The sequence below is a fragment of the Bradyrhizobium nivariense genome (genome assembly GCF_029846695.2).
Classification (GTDB): Bacteria; Pseudomonadota; Alphaproteobacteria; order Rhizobiales; family Xanthobacteraceae; genus Bradyrhizobium.
Map to the genome: position 1 here is coordinate 1 of NZ_JARWCR020000038.1, position 18,629 is coordinate 18,629.

An 18,629-nucleotide genomic window follows, 5' to 3' on the forward strand; every position below is an offset into this window, starting at 1 on the left:
CACCCCAGCCCTCCCCCGCAAGCGCAAGCGGGAGAGGGAGCCGACCGCCCGTGTGAAAGTTCGTCGCATATCCCCTCACACTGCCGTCGCCCGCAAATGCTCCACCAGCATCTTCGCCGGCCGTGACAATGTCTTGAAACTCCGCGCGCAGATCACGAGCCTTCGGTTGGCGAAGGCGTCGCGCAGGCGGACTATGGCGAGCGGCATCAGTTTGGCGCAGCGGCGGGCGGCGGCTTCGGGCACCAGCGCGACGCCGACATCGGCGGCGACCATCTGGCAGATCGCGTCGAAATCACGCAGCCGCGCACGGAAATGCGGACGCATGCCGAGGCGGGCCGCGTGCTTCGAGATATGCATCTGAAGCGCGGTGGCGCTGGTCAGCCCGACGAATTCGCAAGCGCCCGCCTCCTGAAAATCGATCTGGCGGCGGCCGGCGAACGGGCCACGCTTGGACGTCACCAGCGTCAAACGGTCCTCGCTGAAGACGAAGCGCTCGATATGGTCGGGCAGCGCATGCTCGGCGGCGAAGCCGAGATCGGCGGCGCCCGCGGTGATCGCGGCCGCGATGTCGGTGCTTTCGCGCTCCTCGATATCGATGGCGACGTCGCGATGTTCGCGCAGGAAGCCTGCGAGAGCTTTGGGCAGATGCTCCGACAGACCCGACGTGTTGGCGAGGAAATGCACGCTGGCGCGCACGCCGCTGGCAAAGCCGGCGAGATCGCCGCGCATGGCATCGATCTGATGGATGACGATCCTCGCATGATCGAGCAGGCTCTCGCCCGCCGCGGTCAATTCGACGCCGCGCCGTCCGCGCTTGAGCAGCGCGACACCGAGCGCGTCCTCGAGCCCCTTGATGCGCGCGCTGGCCGAGGCCAGCGCCAGGTGCGACCGCTCGGCGCCACGGGTGATGCTGCGCTGGTCGGCGACCGCGATGAACAGCTGGAGGTCGACGAGGTCGAAGCGCATGGCTGGTCTCCTCAGCCTTCGCCACTAACGAAGGCAATCTCCGTAACCTCCAGATTGTGCCCGCGCGCGGCTTCGGTCAATGTGCAGGGATGATCGATCCGCTCCTGATTCTCATCGCCGCCGTCTTCCTGATCGCCGGATTCGTCAAGGGCGTGGTCGGGCTCGGCCTGCCGACAGTGTCCATGGGCCTGCTCGCAGTCAGCATGGCGCCCAGCCGCGCCATCGCCATCGTGATCGTGCCCGCCATCATCACCAACATCTGGCAGACTTTTGTCGGCCCACATTTGCGCGACATCCTGAGACGGCTATGGCCGCTGATGATCGGCACCGTGATCGGGTGCTGGCTCAATGCCGGCGCGCTGACCGGCCCGCATGCCCGCTACGGCACGATCGTGCTCGGCGTCCTGCTCGTCCTCTACGCCGTGATCGGCCTGAACAAATTCCAGTTCCGCGTCGCGCCGCAGAACGAGAAATGGGTCGGCGGCGTGGTCGGCGTGATCACCGGCGTGATCTCGGCTTCGACTGGCGTGCAGGTGATCCCCTCGATGCCGTTCATGCAGGCGATCGGCATGGAGAAGGACGAGCTGGTGCAGGCGCTCGGCGTGTTCTTCACGACAGCGACACTGGCGCTCGCCTTCAACCTCACCGCGGGCGGGTTGCTGACGCCGGCCAATGCCGTGCCGGGCGCCGTGGGCATGGCCTGCGCGTTTGCCGGCATGTTCATCGGCCAAACGGTGCGGGCGCGGATGCCGGCCGAAGCGTTTCGCCGCTGGTTCCTGATCGCGATGGTCCTGCTCGGCCTTTATCTCGCCGGCAGTGTGCTGCTGAAGGAGTTCGTCTGAGGGAAGTTACCGCGTCTCCAGCATGGCGACGCGGATGCCGAGATAGATGAAGAGGCCCCCGAGCGCGCGGTTGACCCAGGCGATCGCGCCCTCGGAGGCCCGCAAGCGATTGGCGGCCTTTGCCGCGAACGCCGCCAGCACCAGGCACCACAGCGTTCCCGTGCAGATGAAGATCAGGCCGAGCGTCAGGAAGGCGAGCGGCTTATGCGGTGAATCGGCTGCGACGAATTGCGGCAGGAAGGCCAGGAAGAACAGTGCGACCTTGGGATTGAGGGCGTTGGTGAAGACGCCCTGGAGGAAGACCCGCCGCAGCGAGTTCCGCACCGGCTCGTCGATGACCGATGCCAGCACCGGGCGCGACCACAGCATCTGAAGCCCGGTCACGACGAGATAGGCCGCTCCGACCAGCTTCAGGATCGAGAACGCGGTCGACGAGGCCATCAGCAGGGCCGAAAGGCCGATCGCCGCGGCCGCAACATGGAAAAAGCAGCCGCAACTGATGCCGAAGGCCGCAGCCGCGCCGCCCCGCCAGCCCATCTGCATGCTGCGGCCGATCACATAGACCGTATCGGGCCCCGGCGTGATGTTGAGTAGCACGCCCGACAGGACGAAGAGCCAGATTTCGTGAATGCCCAGCATGTGTGAGGTGCCTCCGCCGCCCAACCGTCGTCCTCAGGGCCGGCATAGTGGGTTCGCTCGTCCCCGTCCACCGCCGGATCGCGGAGGATTTACCTCGAATTTGCAATGCGGATCATACTTTCGCTCAGCCTCATCTGCTCTATAAAGGCAGGGTTCTTGAAATGCGGGATTCGAGGCGACTGCCACGCCGTGGCCGGTCCTCGATCCCTTCCAAGTCCCTTGCAAGTCTCTTGGAGCTCCGGAATATGGAAAGACGTCTGGCTGCCATCGTCTGCGCCGATGTCGCCGGCTATTCGCGCATGATGGGCACCGACGAGGCCGGCACCCATGCCGCCTTCAAGGCCCATCGCAGCGCGATCCACCCCATCATCCTCAATCACGGCGGCCGCGTCGTGAAGAACACCGGCGACGGCTTCCTGCTGGAATTCCCGAGCATCGTCGGCGCCACCGAGGCCGCGATCGCGATGCAGACGCTGATGGCGGAGCGCAATCACCATCTGCCCGCCGATCGCGCCATGCAGTTCCGGCTCGGCATCCATATGGGTGACGTCATCGCCGACGAGGACGAGGTCTTCGGCGACGACGTCAACATTGCCGTCCGCATGGAATCGGTCGCGAGCCCCGGCGGCTTCGCGATCTCGGCCAAGGCCTACAGGGAGGCGAGCAAGCATCTCACCGTGCCGCTGGTCGATGCCGGCAACCACCGCTTCAAGAACATCAAGGATCCGGTCAGGGTCTGGACCTGGACGCACGAGGGCGCGCCGGCGCTTGCGCCCGCGCTGAGGGAGACGTCCGCCCTCTCGCAACAATACCGCACCGCGATCGTCGGCGTGCTGCCCTTCGCCAATCTCAGCGACGCCCAGGACGAGTATTTCTCCGACGGCCTGACCGAGGATTTGATCCACGCGCTGTCGCTACAATCCTTCTATCGCGTGCTGAGCCGCAACTCGACCTTCGTGTTCAAGGGCAACAATGTCAGCACCCGCCTGATCGCGCGGGAGATCGATGCCACCTATCTGATCCAGGGCTCGGTACGGCGCGCCGGAGCCAAGATCCGCGTCACCGCCGAGCTGATCGCGCCGGAGACCGGCGAGCAGCTCTGGACCGGCCGCTACGACCGCGACATCGGTGACCTCTTCGCGATGCAGGACGAGATCACCACCAACCTGTCCGCCGCCATCGCCACCGAGATCGTCCGGGCCGAGGCCTCGGCGCCGGCGCGGCTCTCGACCGACGTGACCGCCTGGGACCGCTTCCTCAAGGGGCTGTCGCACTACTACCGGCAGACCAAGGAGGACCTGAACGCCGCCGTCGGACTGTTCAGGGAGGCCATCAGGCTCGAGCCCAAACTGTCGATCGCACACGCCTATCTCGCCACGATCCAGATCCAGAGCATCCAGTTCGGCTGGGTCAAGGGCACGCGGGAGATGTGGGCCGAGGCGATGAAGCTTGCCGAAACCAGCGTCCGGCTCGACCCGCGCTCGTCCTTTGCGTTCTCGAGCCTGTCCTGGGCTCATGCGATGGAGGGGCATTACGAGGCCGCGATGGACGCCGCCAAGCGCGCGGTCGCGCTCAACCCCTACGACAATGGCGCGCGCGGCGTGCTCGGCATTTGCCATTTCGTCATCGGCGAGCACCGCGAGGCGATCGAGCTGTTCTCGATGGCCGCGCAGCGCGACAACAGCGATCCGCGCTACCAATGGGCCGCGCTGAATGCCTTCAGCCATTATCTGCTGGGCCAATATGACGCGACCCTGTCATGGGCCCGCGAGCAGCTCTACATCAACCCGAACCACATGCAGGCGCTGGCGATCCGCGCCGCGGCGCTGGCGCAATTGGGGCGGGCCGGCGAGGCGATCGAGGCGACCCGCGTGCTCATGGGTAACTACCCGACCCTGAATGTCGACCGTCACTTGCGCAATTTCCACTGGAAGCGGCCCGAGGACCTCGCCCATTACCGCGATGGACTTCTGAATGCGGGCGTGCCGCTCGGCAAACTGACCCTGGTCCAGAGCGACCTCAAACGCGTCGCCGAATCCTGAGGGCCAGCCGCGGCCACGCGGCAATTTCCCGTCCACCTTTATTGACACGACAGTGAATTCGACCACACTTCGCTACACGCTGAAGCAGTATGTGTGCTGCCGGTTTGTTAGGACTTTCCGCGCTCTATCGCCGCGTCTGTATTTCACGATTCGCTGTTTTCAGGATTTTGGGCCATGCAAGACTCCGCTTCGAAGCCCCCCTTCGACCCCTCGATCCAGGTCTCGCCGAACAATCCCTGTCCATTCCTGCGCGGCCTCGTCGGTGAAGGCTTTGTCGACGGCGGGACTGTCCCGCTCGGCACGCTGTCGCAGACGATCGCGAATGCGAGCGGCGAGACCGGGCTGAAGAAGGCCTTCGCCCGCATCCAGGTCCGCGGGGTCGCGCTCATCGCCAACGGTCTCGGTCACATCCTGAAGAGCGTATTTTCGGGCGCGCAGCTCGACGCGCTGCGTGGCGGCCCCCTCGACAAGCGCGGCGCCGGCTCCCGCATCCTCGGCGTCGACGGCAAGGTCGATGAGGACGAGCTCGCGCGGTTTGCGAGCTTCGGCCGGAATTACCAGGATCCGAACGGCGGCGGCTCTGAGCCCGGTCTCAACGCCTCGGAAATTGGCGTCTTCATGCGCGACAACCTCAAGCGCGCCGGCAGCGCCGCGCGCTGGTACTATCCGTTGCTGATGAAGTTCGAATGGCCAATCCTCCTGAAGATCGTGGGCAAGGGCGCGGGTGAGGACCGCTATCTCAGCGTGGCCGACGTGCGCACGCTGTTCAACGAGCGCCAATTCCCTGCTCGCATCACCCAGCGGCTCGTATCGCAGCCGGTGCTGTCGACCTGCCAGCGCGTGGTGCGGGGCGCGCTCAAGTTTGCGGCACTGCTCGTCGCCCTCGGTCTCGTCGTGCTCGTTGCCGTCGCCGAATTCCCCAACCAGGTGCGCGCCATGCTGCCGCAAAAGGGAATTCTCGTGAATCTGCTGCCGCCGCCCCTGCCCACGGTCCCCGAAACGAAGGCCGCCTACTGGCTCGAGCAGAACTGGTCGCTGAAGGACCGGCACTGGTTCCACCATGCCAGCCAGGGCACCGCGACCTTCCCGGTGCCCTATGAATGGTTCATGGCGCTGGAGCAGCCGCGCCTGCATCTGTTCTCGCGACCGGGCATGATGAAGGACAGCGCCTATCTCGAGCGCTTCGGCTTCATCCCGAGCCCGCAGTCGATCCTGACCGACGCGACGACGCTGCGTCGCTTCGGTTACGCCAATGTCTACGAGACGACGCAGGTGCCGGACTGGTCGACCAGGTGGACGCCGGCGGAGAACGTCGACGGCCTGCCGGTCGGCTTTGCACGGATGACCGGGGTCAGCGATCCCGCGACCGGCCGACGCGAAGAGGACAAGATCGGGTTGACCTGCGCGGCCTGCCATACCGGCCAGATCCACTACAAGGGCGTGGACGTGCGTTTCGACGGCGGCCCGGCCATGACCGACCTGAAGAAGCTCGAGCTCTCCACCGGCCTGTCCATCGCGTACACCCTGTACGTTCCGTTCCGCTTCCAGCGCTTTGCCGATCGCGTGCTCGGCCCCGATGCCAGCAAGGCTGAGCGCGACGCGCTCAAGCAGAAGCTCAGCGCGATCGGCAACTTCCTGATCGACTGGGCGAAAACCCAGCAAAAGACCATTGAAGGCAAGAAGACCTGGAACGGCAGGCAGCAGAGTGACACCGAGGAAGGATTCGGCCGTCTCGACGCCCTCAATCGCATCGGCAATCAGGTCTTTTCGCAGGATCTCGCGCTGAGCGGGCTTAAGGGATTCGAGAAGAACCTGCACGCCCAGGACGCCCCGGTCAGCTATCCCCCGATCTGGACCGTGCCCTGGTTCAAGTTCGCCCAGTACGACGCCTCGATCGAGCAGCCGCTGATCCGCAACGCCGGCGAAGCCCTCGGCGTGACGGCGTTGCTCAACCTGTCCGACGCCTACCCGGAAGACAGGCTGTGGCGGTCCTCGGTTCATATCAACACGCTCGGCTGGATCGAGGACATGCTCAGGGGGCCCGATCCGTTCAAGCCTGCGGATCCCTCCACCGGTCCGAAGTTCGGCGGTCTGCTGGCGCCGAAATGGCCGTCGCAGATCCTCGACGACCATTGGAAGCTTGATCAGAAGAAGGTCGATAATGGCCGCAAGATCTACGCCGAAATGTGTTCCGGATGCCATCTGCCGGCCACCGACACCCCGGCCTTCTGGTCGTCGGGACATTGGGAGCCGAGCGGCGACAGCAAAGTGCTGAACGCGGTCACGATCCCCCTCGACGAGATCAAGACCGATCCCGAACAATCGCTCGTGCTCAGCAACAGGATCGTCGATTTGCCCGGCTTCCTGAAGGTGAATACGGCCGACCTCCAGAAATGGTGGCAATGCGACGTCTCGACCGCGAGCTCGCCGACCGAGATGGTGTATGCGCTCGGGCTCATGACGGTGGTCGACCTCGTCGCCCGCAAATGGATGGACGACGAGAAGACTCCGGACGCCGAGCGGGCGAAATTGTGGAATCTCGCGCGCAAGAACTGCCTCAATCCGGTTGGGGGAGCGCGCTATCGCGCGCGGCCGCTGAACGGCATCTGGGCCACCGCGCCCTATCTGCACAACGGCTCGGTGCCGTCTCTCTACTGGTTGCTGAAGCCTGCAAGCGAGCGCCCGCAAAAGTTCTGCATGGGCCGCCGCGACTATGATCCCGTGACCGTCGGCTTTGCGGTCACCGCCGACGAGACGTGCAAGATGGGTGAAACCGAGTTCTCGGCGGGATCGGAAAAGGATCCGGTCCAGGGCAACAGCGTGCTCGGCCATTCCTTCGAGCGCAAGCCGGGCGAGGAAAGACGTCCCGGCGTGATCGGCCGCGTGTTCAAGGACGACAACGAGCGCTACGATCTGATCGAGTATCTGAAGACGCTGTAGCGGAGCTCTGTCCCAAGCACGCCGCCCTCGTCCTGAGGAGCCCGCACAAGGCGGGCGTCTCGAAGGATGGCCGCGGGCAAGAGCCGGGCCTTCATGGTTCGAGACGCGCGTTCCGCGCTCCTCACCATGAGGGTCTTGCGTCTAAGCGGCCGAGGGAGCGCACCGCCTTCGCGGGTGCCTTCTCACTTGAACAGCGGCGTGCCCGGCACGAAGGCGTCGAAGGCGGCCCAGAACTGGGAACGGTAGCGGTCCTGCTCCTGGAGAATCTCGTGCTTGGAGCCGGCGATCACGAGATGGGAGCCGGCGCGCAAATGATAGGCGAACTCCTCGATCGCCGCGGTCGAGACCACGGTGTCGCTGGAGGCCGCCAGCATCAGGATCGGCTGGCGGATCTCGGAGGGGTAGTTCTTGCCTTTAAAGGTGTTCATGGCGCGGAAGGCGGTATCGGCCCAGGCGACCGTCGGTGACGCGAGCCCAAGGGTCGGATCCTCCTCCAGGATCGCGGCATTGCGCGCATAGCGCACGGGATCGCTGGTCAGCGGATTGTTGATGAAGGGATTGAGCCCGGTGATCTGGTCGGTGCCGCCGGGGACATAGCGGCCGCCCATCCCCAACATGCGCATCGACTTCAGCAGCGTTCGCGCCGGAAACGAGGTGGCGCGGCCGGGCAGGTCGATCATCGGCGCCGACAGCACCATACGGTCGAACCAGCGCTTGCCGGCATGCGCCACCCGCAGCAACACCGTGCCGCCCATGGAGTGGGCGAGCGCGAAGAAGGGCGGCGGGCAATCCGGCAGCACCACCTGCTGCACGAAGGTCTCGACGTCGATCTCGAAATCGGCGAAGTCGCGCACATAGCCCTTGCGCGGATCGCGCAGGCGGCGCGAGGAGTGACCCTGCCCGCGCCAGTCGATCATCGCCACCGCAAAGCCGCGGTCGCGCAAATCGCGCACGGTCTCGAAATATTTCTCGATCTGCTCGCTGCGTCCGGTGAAGACGCAGACCGTGCCCTTGCGGTTCGCCGGCGGCGCCCAGCGCGCAAAGCGCAGCTCGGCGCCATCGGGCGTCTTGATGATGCCGCTGACGACGTCTTCGGGAACGGGATTGGACGGTATCGAGACCAGCGTCATGATTGGAAGTGCTTGGGCGCGAAGTGCTGCAAATCAGGGGGCGGGAGCGCCGAAAAGGCGCAAGTAGCCGCCCTCTTGAACGCCGTTCCCCTGAACCCATATCACCATGGTGCAGGCCGCTACCAGTGTTTCGGAACCGGAACATCAGGCTGCACACAGACTAAAGCCCGGCCCGATAGGCGGGCGGGTTACCAACAGTCGCTCAATGGAGGACTTGACCATGCGGACCTACGACCTCACCCCGTTCTATCGTTCCACCGTCGGCTTCGACCGTCTCTTCAACCTGCTCGACCAGGCCGGTTCGGACGGCAGCCCGGGTTATCCCCCCTACAATATCGAGCGTACCGGCGAGAACGACTACCGCATCTCCGTTGCGGTTTCGGGCTTCGCCAAGGATGAGCTCTCTATCGTCGCGAAGGAAAACACGCTGACGATCAAGGGCGAGAAAGTCGCCAACGAGAACTCGAAGTCCGAAGTGCTCTACCGCGGCATCGCCGCGCGTGCCTTCGAGCGCGCCTTCCAGCTCGCCGATTTCGTGCAGGTGAAGAACGCCTCGCTCGAGAACGGCCTGCTTCACGTCGACCTCGTGCGCGAGATCCCCGAAGCCAAGAAGCCGCGCCAGATCGCGATCAATGCCGGTGCGCAGGGCGCCCAGGTGATCGAGAACTCGGTCGCCGCCTAAGCACAACGACAGCCGCCAAGTTGCGAAAACGCCCCGGTGCCCCGGGGCGTTTTTTTCCCGCGGTCGTCCTGGCGAAAGCCAGGACCCATACCGCGAGGTCTATCAATCGTGCGCGGTAGCAATACCGAACGACCAATCTTCGCCAAACATCTCCCTGGGGTAATGGGTCCTGGCTTTCGCCAGGACGACGCCAGTAATTTGGATAGTTTCCGCACCGCATCACAGAACGGTGACCCGGCGTAACGCCGCCGCCTCGCGCTCCGTCCTTTGGACATCGCATCCAAAAACAAGACGGAGAACGATCATGACACTTTGGCGCAGCCTTTTCGTCGCCGCGAGCCTGCTGGCGGCCCCCATCAGCCTCGCTCACGCGCAGACCGCGCAGACGGTGAAGGCCAAGAACGTCGTGCTGGTGCACGGCGCCTGGGCCGATGGCTCGAGCTGGTTCGAGGTGATCCCGATCCTCCAGGCCGCAGGCCTCAACGTCACGGCCGTGCAGAATCCGCTGTCTTCGCTTGCGGACTCCGTCGAGGCGACCAAGCGCGTGCTGGCCGAGCAGGATGGTCCGACCGTGCTGGTCGCGCATTCCTGGGGCGGCACCGTGATCAGCCAGGTCGGCACCGATCCGAAAGTCACCGGCCTCGTTTATGTCGCCGCGCGCGCCCCCGATGCGAACGAGGATTTTGTCGCGCTGTCGAAGCAGTTTCCGACCGGTCCGGTGCGCGCCGGCATTGTCGAGCGCGACGGCTACACAAAACTCTCGGAAGACGCCTTCCTGAAGTATTTTGCCAATGGCGTGAAGCCGGAGCGGGCCAAGGAGCTTTACGCGGTGCAATGGCCGACGGCGGCCTCGATCTTCTCCGGCCGTACCACGGAAGCGGCATGGCACTCCAAGCCGAGCTGGTACGCGGTGTCGAAGAACGATGACACCATCAATCCCGACCTCGAACGCTTCCTCGCCAAGCGCATGAGCGCGACCACGATCGAGCTCGACGCCGGCCATCTCTCGCTGGTGTCGCATCCGAAGGAGGTCGCGAATTTGATCCTGGAAGCGGCGGGGTACGGGCGGAGCTGAGCGGCGATTGTCACGGATGCAAAAGGCGCCCGAGTTCTCAGGCGCCTTTTGTTTTGCCCCACTCTCTCCCAACGTCGTCCTGGCGAAGGCCGGGAGCCATTACCCCAGGAGGACGTTTGGCGAAGACTCGTCGTTCGGTACTGGCATCTCACACAATCGATAAACCTCGCGGTATGGGTCCTGGCCTTCGCCAGGACGACACCATTGGTGTGATGCGCCGCGTCCCCTAATCCAACCCTTGCGCGGCTGGCATCTCCTGCGTCGGCAGGATCGGTAGCACTGGTTTGGCCTGCCCGACAGTTGGAGCAATGGCTTGCGGCGCGGCCTCGGCGGGCTTTGCCGACACGACGGCCGCGGTCTGCGTCGCAGGCTCCGCCGGCTTGGCGGCTGCGACCGGCGTCTCGCCGCGCGGCGGAGCCGCCTTCGGTAGCGGTACGGTGCGGCTGGCGACATGCGGGATCGAGGCCGGTGGGCGTGGCGGGCCGCTGCGGACCATGGTCGGCGGCGGCAGCGCGCTTTGCGGGCGGTAAGGCGCAACCCCGGGCTGTTCATAGCCCGGCGCCATGCCGTAGGCGTCAGCAGCCGGCATGAAGCGCAAAATTCTCCCGTCGCGGGCATCGATCACCAGCCGGCCATCGTCACCGCGGCGGTCGATCACCGCGATGGTATAGACGCTGCCGCGCAGGCGCGGGATGCCCAGCGGCGAGAAGCCGTTTTCGCGCAGCACCGCGTAGACCTCGGTCGATGGCAGCAGCACCGGGGCCGGTCCGCGTTCTTCGTAGCCATAACCGTAGCCTTGGCCGTAACGCAGCGGCGGTGGCGGCGCGGCCTCCGATGGCGCATAGGGTCCGTCGAAATCCGACACCGCAGTAGCGGCCCCGCTCCCGATACTGTTCGCTGGAACTTGCGCAAAAACCTGCGCTTGAGCGGCAGTCGCAGCCAGCGCCAGCGCGGCGGCGGCCACACATCCTGTGAAAAACTTCATGGTCGAGACGCTCCTGTCAGGCCCCCGAACGTCTCGCGCTCTTTCGCTTCTGGCGGCGTGGCGCGCCTTTCGAAGGGTCGATCCGAAGCATCATTGGGGATTTCGGCGTCGGCAGGGCCGGATCAGGGCGCGCTTGCTTCAAAACCGGGGCCGCGCGGCTTGCGGAAAGCGATGATTGACACCTCGGGAATCGGGACTTCCACGCGCTTGTGTGATAGACAAAAATTTGGCAAGGTGACGATTACGACAGGAAGACTGTCTCAATTTTGCTTGCGGTTCCGGCATAGGGATTGCAACGAAAGACGGTGCTTTCGAGCGCCAAGAAGGCAACAGGCAAAGCCGTTCTCGGGGACGAAGAGCGCCTTGGCCTGAATTTAAGAAAATGCGGCTCGCTAGCGGACGAGCGGTGACCCAGAAGCGGGTGCCGCGGGACGCCCAAGCTGCGCCGAAGATGGCGGTGAGGCAGCTTGCCGCATGGAGAGGACGAGGACATGAACGGGTCGCAAGTCGAGCGCGGAAACATCGTGGCAGAACAACTGTCGGCGACGGTCGCCTCGAAAACGACTGATCCGATTCAAGAACACAATTCGCGCCCGCCGGCCGTAGGCCTCTACGATCCGAGCCTGGAAAAGGATTCCTGCGGCGTCGGCTTCATCGCCAACATCAAGGGCAAGAAGTCGCACGAGATCGTCGCGGACGCACTGAGCATCCTCTGCAACCTCGAGCACCGCGGCGCCGTCGGCGCCGATCCGCGCGCCGGTGACGGCGCCGGCATTCTGGTGCAGATCCCGCACGCCTTCTTCAGCCGCAAGGCGAAAGAGCTCGGCTTCGCGCTGCCCAATCCGGGCGAATACGCCATCGGCGCGCTGTTCATGCCGCGCGACACCGCCTGGCGCAACGTCATCAAGAGCATCATCGCCGACCAGATCAAGGAAGAGGGCCTGACGCTGCTCGGCTGGCGCGATGTACCAACCGACAACTCTTCGCTCGGCGTCACCGTGAAGCCGACCGAGCCTGCCTGCATGCAGGTGTTCATCGGCCGCAACGGCACCGCCAAGACCGAGGACGATTTCGAACGCCGGCTCTACATCCTGCGCAAGTCGATCTCGCAGGCGATCTATCAGCGCCGCGACCGCGGCCTCGCCGGCTATTACCCCTGCTCGATGTCGTGCCGTACCGTGATCTACAAGGGCATGTTCCTCGCCGACCAGCTCGGCAAGTACTATCCCGATCTGCATGAAAAGGATTTCGAGAGCGCGCTGGCACTCGTTCACCAGCGCTTCTCGACCAACACCTTCCCGGCCTGGTCGTTGGCGCATCCCTACCGCATGATCGCGCATAACGGCGAGATCAACACACTGCGCGGCAACACCAACTGGATGGCGGCGCGCCAGGCTTCGGTGAGCTCCGAACTCTACGGCAAGGACATCAACCGGCTCTGGCCGATCTCGTACGAAGGCCAGTCCGACACCGCCTGCTTCGACAACGCGCTCGAATTCCTGGTGCAGGGCGGCTACTCGCTGCCGCACGCCGTCATGATGATGATTCCGGAAGCGTGGGCCGGCAATCCCCTGATGGATGAGACGCGCCGCGCCTTCTACGAATACCATGCCGCGCTGATGGAGCCGTGGGACGGCCCCGCCGCGATCGCCTTCACCGACGGCCGCCAGATCGGCGCCACGCTCGACCGTAACGGATTGCGGCCGGCGCGTTATCTCGTGACCAAGGACGACCGCATCGTGATGGCGTCCGAGATGGGCGTGCTTACGATCCCCGAGGACCAGATCATCACCAAGTGGCGGCTGCAGCCCGGCAAGATGCTGCTGGTCGACCTCGAACAGGGCCGCCTGATCCCCGACGACGAGATCAAGGCCGATCTCGCCCGGAGCCATCCCTACAAGGAGTGGCTCGAGCGGACCCAGATCGTGCTGGAAGAGCTGCCGAAGGTGCCGACCACCGGCGTGCGCTCCAACCTGTCGTTGCTCGATCGCCAGCAGGCGTTCGGCTACAGCCAGGAAGACATCACCATCCTGATGACGCCGATGGCCTCCATCGGCGAGGAAGCCGCGGGCTCAATGGGCAACGACACGCCGATCTCGGCGCTGTCGGCCAAGGCCAAGCCGCTGTTCACCTACTTCAAGCAGAACTTTGCGCAGGTCACCAACCCGCCGATCGACCCGATCCGCGAGGAGCTGGTGATGAGCCTGGTCTCGATCATCGGACCGCGGCCGAACCTGTTCGACCTGCAAGGCCTCGCCACCACCAAGCGTCTCGAAGCGCGCCAGCCGATCCTGACCGATGCGGACCTCGAAAAGATCCGCTCGATCTCTGATGTGGCGGAATCGCACTTCAAGTCACGCACGCTGGACACCACCTTCCACGCCGGCCTCGGTGCGGCCGGCATGGACCAGGTGCTGGACGAGCTCTGCGCGCGCGCCGAGAGCGCGGTGCGCGAGGGCGTCAACATTATCATCCTGTCCGACCGCATGGTCGGCACCGACCGGGTTCCGATCCCGTCGCTGCTGGCGTGCGCCGCCGTGCATCATCATCTGATCCGCACGGGATTGCGCACCTCGGTCGGCCTCGTCGTCGAATCCGGCGAGCCGCGCGAAGTGCATCACTTCGCCTGTCTCGCGGGCTATGGCGCGGAAGCGATCAATCCGTATCTCGCGTTCGAAACCATCATCGCGATGAAGGACCGCCTGCCCGGCCCGCTCGACGACTACGAGATCGTCAAGCGCTACATCAAGTCGATCGGCAAGGGCCTGCTGAAGGTGATGTCCAAGATGGGCATCTCGACCTACCAGTCCTATTGCGGCGCGCAGATCTTTGACGCCATCGGCCTGAAGGCGGAATTCGTCGGAAAATTCTTCGCCGGTACGCACACCCGCGTCGAGGGCGTCGGTCTCGCCGAGATCGCCGAAGAGGCCGTGCGCCGCCATGCCGACGCGTTCGGCGAGGCTCTCGTTTACAAGACCGCGCTCGATGTCGGCGGCGAATACGCCTATCGCAGCCGCGGCGAGGAACATGCATGGACCGCCGAGTCGGTGGGGCTGCTCCAGCACGCCGCCCGCGGCAATTCGCTGGAACGCTACCGCGCTTTCGCAAAGATCCTCAACGAGCAGTCGGAGCGTTTGCTGACGCTGCGCGGCCTGTTCCGGATCAAGAACGCGGACGAAGAGAAGCGCAAGCCCGTGCCGCTCGACCAGGTCGAGCCGGCCAAGGACATCGTCAGGCGTTTCGCCACGGGGGCCATGTCGTTCGGCTCGATCTCGCGCGAGGCGCACACCACGCTCGCGATCGCCATGAACCGGATCGGTGGCAAGTCGAACACCGGCGAAGGCGGCGAGGAATCCGATCGCTTCAAGCCGCTGCCGAACGGTGACAGCATGCGCTCGGCGATCAAGCAGGTCGCTTCGGGCCGTTTCGGCGTTACCACGGAGTATCTCGTCAACTCCGACATGATGCAGATCAAGATGGCGCAGGGCGCCAAGCCCGGCGAAGGCGGCCAGCTGCCCGGCCACAAGGTCGACGCGACCATCGCCAAGGTTCGGCACTCGACGCCGGGCGTCGGCCTGATCTCGCCGCCGCCGCACCACGACATCTACTCGATCGAGGATCTGGCCCAGCTCATCTACGACCTCAAGAACGTCAACCCGACGGGCGACGTCTCGGTCAAGCTCGTCTCGGAGATCGGCGTCGGCACGGTGGCTGCGGGCGTCGCCAAGGCGCGCGCCGACCATGTTACCATCGCGGGCTTCGAGGGCGGCACCGGCGCTTCGCCGCTGACCTCGATCAAGCACGCCGGCTCACCGTGGGAGATCGGCCTCGCCGAGACGCACCAGACGCTGGTGCGCGAGCGGCTGCGCAGCCGCATCGTGGTCCAGGTCGACGGCGGTTTCCGCACCGGCCGTGACGTTGTGATCGGCGCGCTTCTCGGCGCCGACGAGTTCGGCTTCGCCACTGCGCCCTTGATCGCGGCCGGCTGCATCATGATGCGCAAGTGCCATCTCAACACCTGCCCGGTCGGCGTCGCGACCCAGGACCCCGTCCTGCGCAAGCGCTTCACCGGCCAGCCCGAGCACGTGATCAACTACTTCTTCTTCGTCGCCGAGGAAGTTCGCGAGATCATGGCCTCGCTCGGCTTCCGCAGCTTCAACGAGATGATCGGCCAGGTGCAGCTGCTGGACCAGACCAGGTTGGTCGCGCACTGGAAGGCCAAGGGCCTCGACTTCTCAAAACTGTTCGTCAAGCAGAAGGAAGAGAAGGGCCAGAAGATCTATCACTCCGAGCGCCAGAACCATCATCTGGAAGCCGTGCTCGACCGCACGCTGATCGAGAAGGCCACGCCTGCGCTCGACCGCGGCGCGCCGGTGAAGATCGAAGCCGGGATCAACAGCACCAACCGCTCCGCGGGCGCGATGCTCTCCGGTACGGTCGCCAAGATCTACGGCAATGCCGGCCTGCCGCATGACACCATCCATGTCAGCCTCACGGGCACCGCCGGCCAGGCCTTCGGCGCCTGGCTCGCGCATGGCGTCACCTTCGAGCTCGAGGGCGAAGCCAACGACTATGTCGGCAAGGGCCTTTCGGGCGGCAAGATCATCGTCAAGCCGCCGAGGAACAGCGCCATCGTGCCTGAAGAGAGCATCATCGTCGGCAATACCGTGATGTACGGCGCGACCGATGGCGAGTGCTATTTCCGCGGCATCGCAGGCGAGCGTTTTGCCGTGCGCAACTCCGGCGCGGTCGCCGTGGTCGAGGGCGCCGGCGATCATTGCTGCGAATACATGACCGGCGGCATCGTGGTCGTGCTCGGCAAGACCGGGCGCAACTTCGCGGCCGGCATGTCCGGCGGCATCGCCTATGTACTGGACGAGAGCGGCGACTTCGACAAGCTCTGCAACATGGCGATGGTCGAGCTCGAGCCGGTGCTGTCGGAAGAGCTGATCAACGCCGGCACCTATAACCACTCGGGTGACCTCGAGGCGCACGGCCGGGTCGACGTGTTCAAGAATCTGCTCGACTCCGATGTCGAGCGCCTGCACGTCCTGATCTCGCGCCACGCGAAAGCAACCGGCTCCAAGCGCGCCGCCGACATCCTTGCCAACTGGCAGGACTGGCTGCCCAAATTCCGCAAGGTGATGCCGGTCGAGTACCGGCGCGCGCTGCGCGAAATGGCCGCCAACGCGGACGCCGAGCCGAAAATCGCGATCGGCGCGTAATAAAACGGCCTCATGGTGAGGAGCGCGATAGCTGCGTCCCGAACCATGAGGCCATCAGCGGGGCCTTCATCCTTCGAGACGCGACGCCAAGTGCGCCGCTCCTCGGGATGAGGGGTGACAGAACAAACGATTAAGCGGCAGGGACTTCGGGTTTAATGGGCAAGATCACGGGTTTTCTCGAAATCGAACGGCATGACCGCAAGTACACCCCGGCTGCCGAGCGCGTGAAGCATTTTCACGAATTCGTCGTTCCCCTCTCCGAGAAGGAAACGCGCGACCAGGCCGCGCGCTGCATGAATTGCGGCATTCCCTATTGCCACGGCACCGGCTCGGTCGCGCCCGGCACGCCGGGCTGCCCGGTCAACAACCAGATCCCGGACTGGAACGACCTCGTCTATCAGGGCAACTGGGAAGAGGCCTCGCGCAATTTGCACTCGACCAACAATTTCCCCGAGTTCACGGGACGCATCTGCCCGGCGCCGTGTGAAGCCTCTTGCACGCTCAACATCGACGACAACCCCGTCACCATCAAGACCATCGAATGCGCGATCGTCGACCGCGCCTGGGACAATGGCTGGCTGAAGCCGGAGATCGCGGCGGTCAAGACCGGCAAGAAGGTCGCGGTGATCGGCTCCGGTCCGGCCGGCATGGCTTGCGCACAGCAGCTCGCGCGCGCCGGTCACGACGTGCATTTGTTCGAGAAGTTCGCCAAGGCCGGTGGCCTGCTGCGCTACGGCATTCCCGACTTCAAGATGGAGAAGGGCGTCATCGACCGCCGCGTCAACCAGATGGAAGGTGAAGGCGTCACCTTCCACTACAACAGCCATGTCGGTGTCGACGGCAATATCGATCCGCGCGAGATGCTCAACGAATACGACGCCGTGGCGCTGACCGGCGGCGCCGAAGCCCCGCGCGACCTGGCGATCCCCGGCCGCGACCTCGACGGCATCCACTATGCGATGGATTTCCTGCCGCAGCAGAACCGCCGCGTCTCCAGCGAGCCGCTGGGCGGCGTCCAGGAGATTTTGGCGGACGGCAAGCACGTCGTCGTCATCGGCGGTGGCGACACCGGATCTGACTGCATCGGCACCTCGCTGCGCCAGGGCGCGCTCTCGGTCACCCAGCTCGAGATCATGCCCGCCCCGCCCGAGCACGAGAACAAGGGCCTGACCTGGCCGAACTGGCCGCTGAAGATGCGGACGTCCTCGAGCCAGGCCGAGGGCGCGGTCCGCGAATTCGCCGTGCTGACCCAAAAATTTTCCGGCGAGAACGGCCAGGTCAAGAAGCTGCACTGCGTGCGCGTCGACGACAAGTTCAAGCCGATCGCTGGCACCGAGTTCGATCTCGACGCCGACCTCATCCTGCTCGCCATGGGCTTTGTCCATCCCGTGCACGAGGGCCTGCTCAAGATGCTCTCGGTCGAACTCGACCCGCGCGGCAACGTCAAGGCCAACACGCTCGACTACCAGACCTCGCGCCCGAACGTGTTCTCCGCCGGTGACATGCGCCGCGGGCAATCGCTGGTGGTGTGGGCGATCCGCGAGGGGCGGCTGTGTGCCCGGTCGATCGACACGTTCCTGATGGGGAAAACGGATCTGCCGCGGTGAGGTTTAGCGAGCTGATTGCGACGATCTGAGCTGTCATCGCCCGCGAAGGCGGGCGATCCAGTATTCCGAGACGGTTGCCGTCTATTGAAAGGCCGCTGCGTACTGGATGCCCCGCCTGCCGCCTTCGCTAAAGCTTCGGCGCCCCTGGACCTGAACCCCGGCGAAGCCTTGGCGTAGCCGGGTCGCGGGGCATGACGGCGGAGTAGATGGCGAGAGCGGCGGGCCTTAGCCCAAGACGTGCGGAAAGTGCTGTGCGTCCCACTCGTCAAGCCGGAACAGCACCTTACCGTATTCGAGAAGCTTGTCGTTCGGTCGATAGGGACGCGTCGAAACTTCGACGTCCGATGCTACTTCACTTGGCATCAAGTGAAAGTGCTCGTTGGTCTCACTCAGGGCAAGCAGTTCTTTGACGAGAAGGTCTCGGCCTTCGGGATTAAGCCATAGCTCGAATTCACCGGCCGAGTTGATGTCCAAAGTAATTCGAGCCGCCATAGTG

The 18,629-nt window shown here is 64.7% G+C and carries 12 protein-coding genes; 7 read left to right on the forward strand and 5 right to left on the reverse strand.

Features of this window, described 5'->3' with window-relative positions; genetic code table 11:
* Positions 1-75: 75 nt before the first annotated feature.
* On the reverse strand, positions 76-966 hold the full coding sequence (locus tag QCM77_RS26870) for a LysR substrate-binding domain-containing protein (RefSeq protein ID WP_279685611.1): 891 nt from the start codon (positions 964-966) through the stop codon (positions 76-78).
* A gap of 89 nt (positions 967-1,055) precedes the next feature.
* On the opposite strand from QCM77_RS26870, the gene QCM77_RS26875 reads away from it, so the two are divergent.
* On the forward strand, positions 1,056-1,808 hold the full coding sequence (locus QCM77_RS26875; protein WP_279685612.1) for a sulfite exporter TauE/SafE family protein: 753 nt from the start codon (positions 1,056-1,058) through the stop codon (positions 1,806-1,808).
* A gap of 6 nt (positions 1,809-1,814) precedes the next feature.
* On the opposite strand, the gene QCM77_RS26880 is transcribed toward QCM77_RS26875, so the two are convergent.
* On the reverse strand, positions 1,815-2,447 hold the full coding sequence (locus QCM77_RS26880) for a LysE family translocator (protein WP_279685614.1): 633 nt from the start codon (positions 2,445-2,447) through the stop codon (positions 1,815-1,817).
* 245 nt (positions 2,448-2,692) lie between these two features.
* Between QCM77_RS26880 and QCM77_RS26885 the strand changes: the two genes are divergently transcribed.
* Complete coding sequence (locus tag QCM77_RS26885; RefSeq protein WP_279685615.1) at positions 2,693-4,489, forward strand: adenylate/guanylate cyclase domain-containing protein; 1,797 nt, start codon at positions 2,693-2,695, stop codon at positions 4,487-4,489.
* A gap of 174 nt (positions 4,490-4,663) precedes the next feature.
* Positions 4,664-7,429, forward strand: a complete 2,766-nt coding sequence (locus QCM77_RS26890; RefSeq protein ID WP_279661658.1) for a di-heme-cytochrome C peroxidase — start codon at positions 4,664-4,666, stop codon at positions 7,427-7,429.
* Positions 7,430-7,611: 182 nt separating this feature from the next.
* Here QCM77_RS26890 and QCM77_RS26895 read toward each other — a convergent pair whose 3' ends face one another.
* Positions 7,612-8,559 (reverse strand): alpha/beta fold hydrolase, encoded by a 948-nt coding sequence (locus QCM77_RS26895; protein ID WP_279661656.1) that lies wholly within the window; start codon positions 8,557-8,559, stop codon positions 7,612-7,614.
* 220 nt (positions 8,560-8,779) lie between these two features.
* On the opposite strand from QCM77_RS26895, the gene QCM77_RS26900 reads away from it, so the two are divergent.
* Both QCM77_RS26900 and QCM77_RS26905 read left to right on the forward strand, forming a co-directional pair.
* Entirely contained in the window at positions 8,780-9,241 is a 462-nt protein-coding gene (locus QCM77_RS26900) for an Hsp20 family protein (protein ID WP_279661655.1), read from the forward strand.
* A 304-nt stretch (positions 9,242-9,545) separates the two neighbouring features.
* Complete coding sequence (locus QCM77_RS26905; RefSeq protein WP_279661653.1) at positions 9,546-10,316, forward strand: alpha/beta fold hydrolase; 771 nt, start codon at positions 9,546-9,548, stop codon at positions 10,314-10,316.
* A gap of 226 nt (positions 10,317-10,542) precedes the next feature.
* Here the strand turns inward: QCM77_RS26905 and QCM77_RS26910 are convergent, their stop codons facing one another.
* Positions 10,543-11,301 carry a hypothetical protein gene (locus tag QCM77_RS26910; RefSeq protein WP_279661652.1) on the reverse strand — a complete coding sequence of 253 codons (759 nt, stop codon included), beginning with the start codon at positions 11,299-11,301 and terminating at the stop codon, positions 10,543-10,545.
* Between the two features lie 491 nt (positions 11,302-11,792).
* Between QCM77_RS26910 and gltB the strand changes: the two genes are divergently transcribed.
* Together gltB and QCM77_RS26920 are read left to right on the forward strand one after the other, a co-directional pair.
* Complete coding sequence (gltB, locus tag QCM77_RS26915) at positions 11,793-16,526, forward strand: glutamate synthase large subunit (RefSeq protein WP_279685617.1); 4,734 nt, start codon at positions 11,793-11,795, stop codon at positions 16,524-16,526.
* Positions 16,527-16,681: 155 nt separating this feature from the next.
* Positions 16,682-18,133, forward strand: coding sequence for a glutamate synthase subunit beta (locus QCM77_RS26920; protein WP_279661649.1), 1,452 nt, complete (start codon positions 16,682-16,684; stop codon positions 18,131-18,133).
* Between the two features lie 225 nt (positions 18,134-18,358).
* Here QCM77_RS26920 and QCM77_RS26925 read toward each other — a convergent pair whose 3' ends face one another.
* Complete coding sequence (locus QCM77_RS26925; protein ID WP_279661647.1) at positions 18,359-18,625, reverse strand: hypothetical protein; 267 nt, start codon at positions 18,623-18,625, stop codon at positions 18,359-18,361.
* Positions 18,626-18,629: the final 4 nt, after the last annotated feature.

Bases quoted from the DNA above. Each gene is read 5' to 3' on its own strand.
- QCM77_RS26920 (WP_279661649.1), top strand. From the start codon at position 16,682: ATGGGCAAGATCACGGGTTTTCTCGAAATCGAACGGCATGACCGCAAG.
- QCM77_RS26905 (WP_279661653.1), top strand. From the start codon at position 9,546: ATGACACTTTGGCGCAGCCTTTTCGTCGCCGCGAGCCTGCTGGCGGCC.
- QCM77_RS26885 (WP_279685615.1), top strand. From the start codon at position 2,693: ATGGAAAGACGTCTGGCTGCCATCGTCTGCGCCGATGTCGCCGGCTAT.
- QCM77_RS26870 (WP_279685611.1), bottom strand. From the start codon at position 966: ATGCGCTTCGACCTCGTCGACCTCCAGCTGTTCATCGCGGTCGCCGAC.
- QCM77_RS26910 (WP_279661652.1), bottom strand. From the start codon at position 11,301: ATGAAGTTTTTCACAGGATGTGTGGCCGCCGCCGCGCTGGCGCTGGCT.
- QCM77_RS26900 (WP_279661655.1), top strand. From the start codon at position 8,780: ATGCGGACCTACGACCTCACCCCGTTCTATCGTTCCACCGTCGGCTTC.
- QCM77_RS26880 (WP_279685614.1), bottom strand. From the start codon at position 2,447: ATGCTGGGCATTCACGAAATCTGGCTCTTCGTCCTGTCGGGCGTGCTA.
- QCM77_RS26925 (WP_279661647.1), bottom strand. From the start codon at position 18,625: ATGGCGGCTCGAATTACTTTGGACATCAACTCGGCCGGTGAATTCGAG.
- QCM77_RS26890 (WP_279661658.1), top strand. From the start codon at position 4,664: ATGCAAGACTCCGCTTCGAAGCCCCCCTTCGACCCCTCGATCCAGGTC.
- gltB (WP_279685617.1), top strand. From the start codon at position 11,793: ATGAACGGGTCGCAAGTCGAGCGCGGAAACATCGTGGCAGAACAACTG.
- QCM77_RS26895 (WP_279661656.1), bottom strand. From the start codon at position 8,559: ATGACGCTGGTCTCGATACCGTCCAATCCCGTTCCCGAAGACGTCGTC.
- QCM77_RS26875 (WP_279685612.1), top strand. From the start codon at position 1,056: ATGATCGATCCGCTCCTGATTCTCATCGCCGCCGTCTTCCTGATCGCC.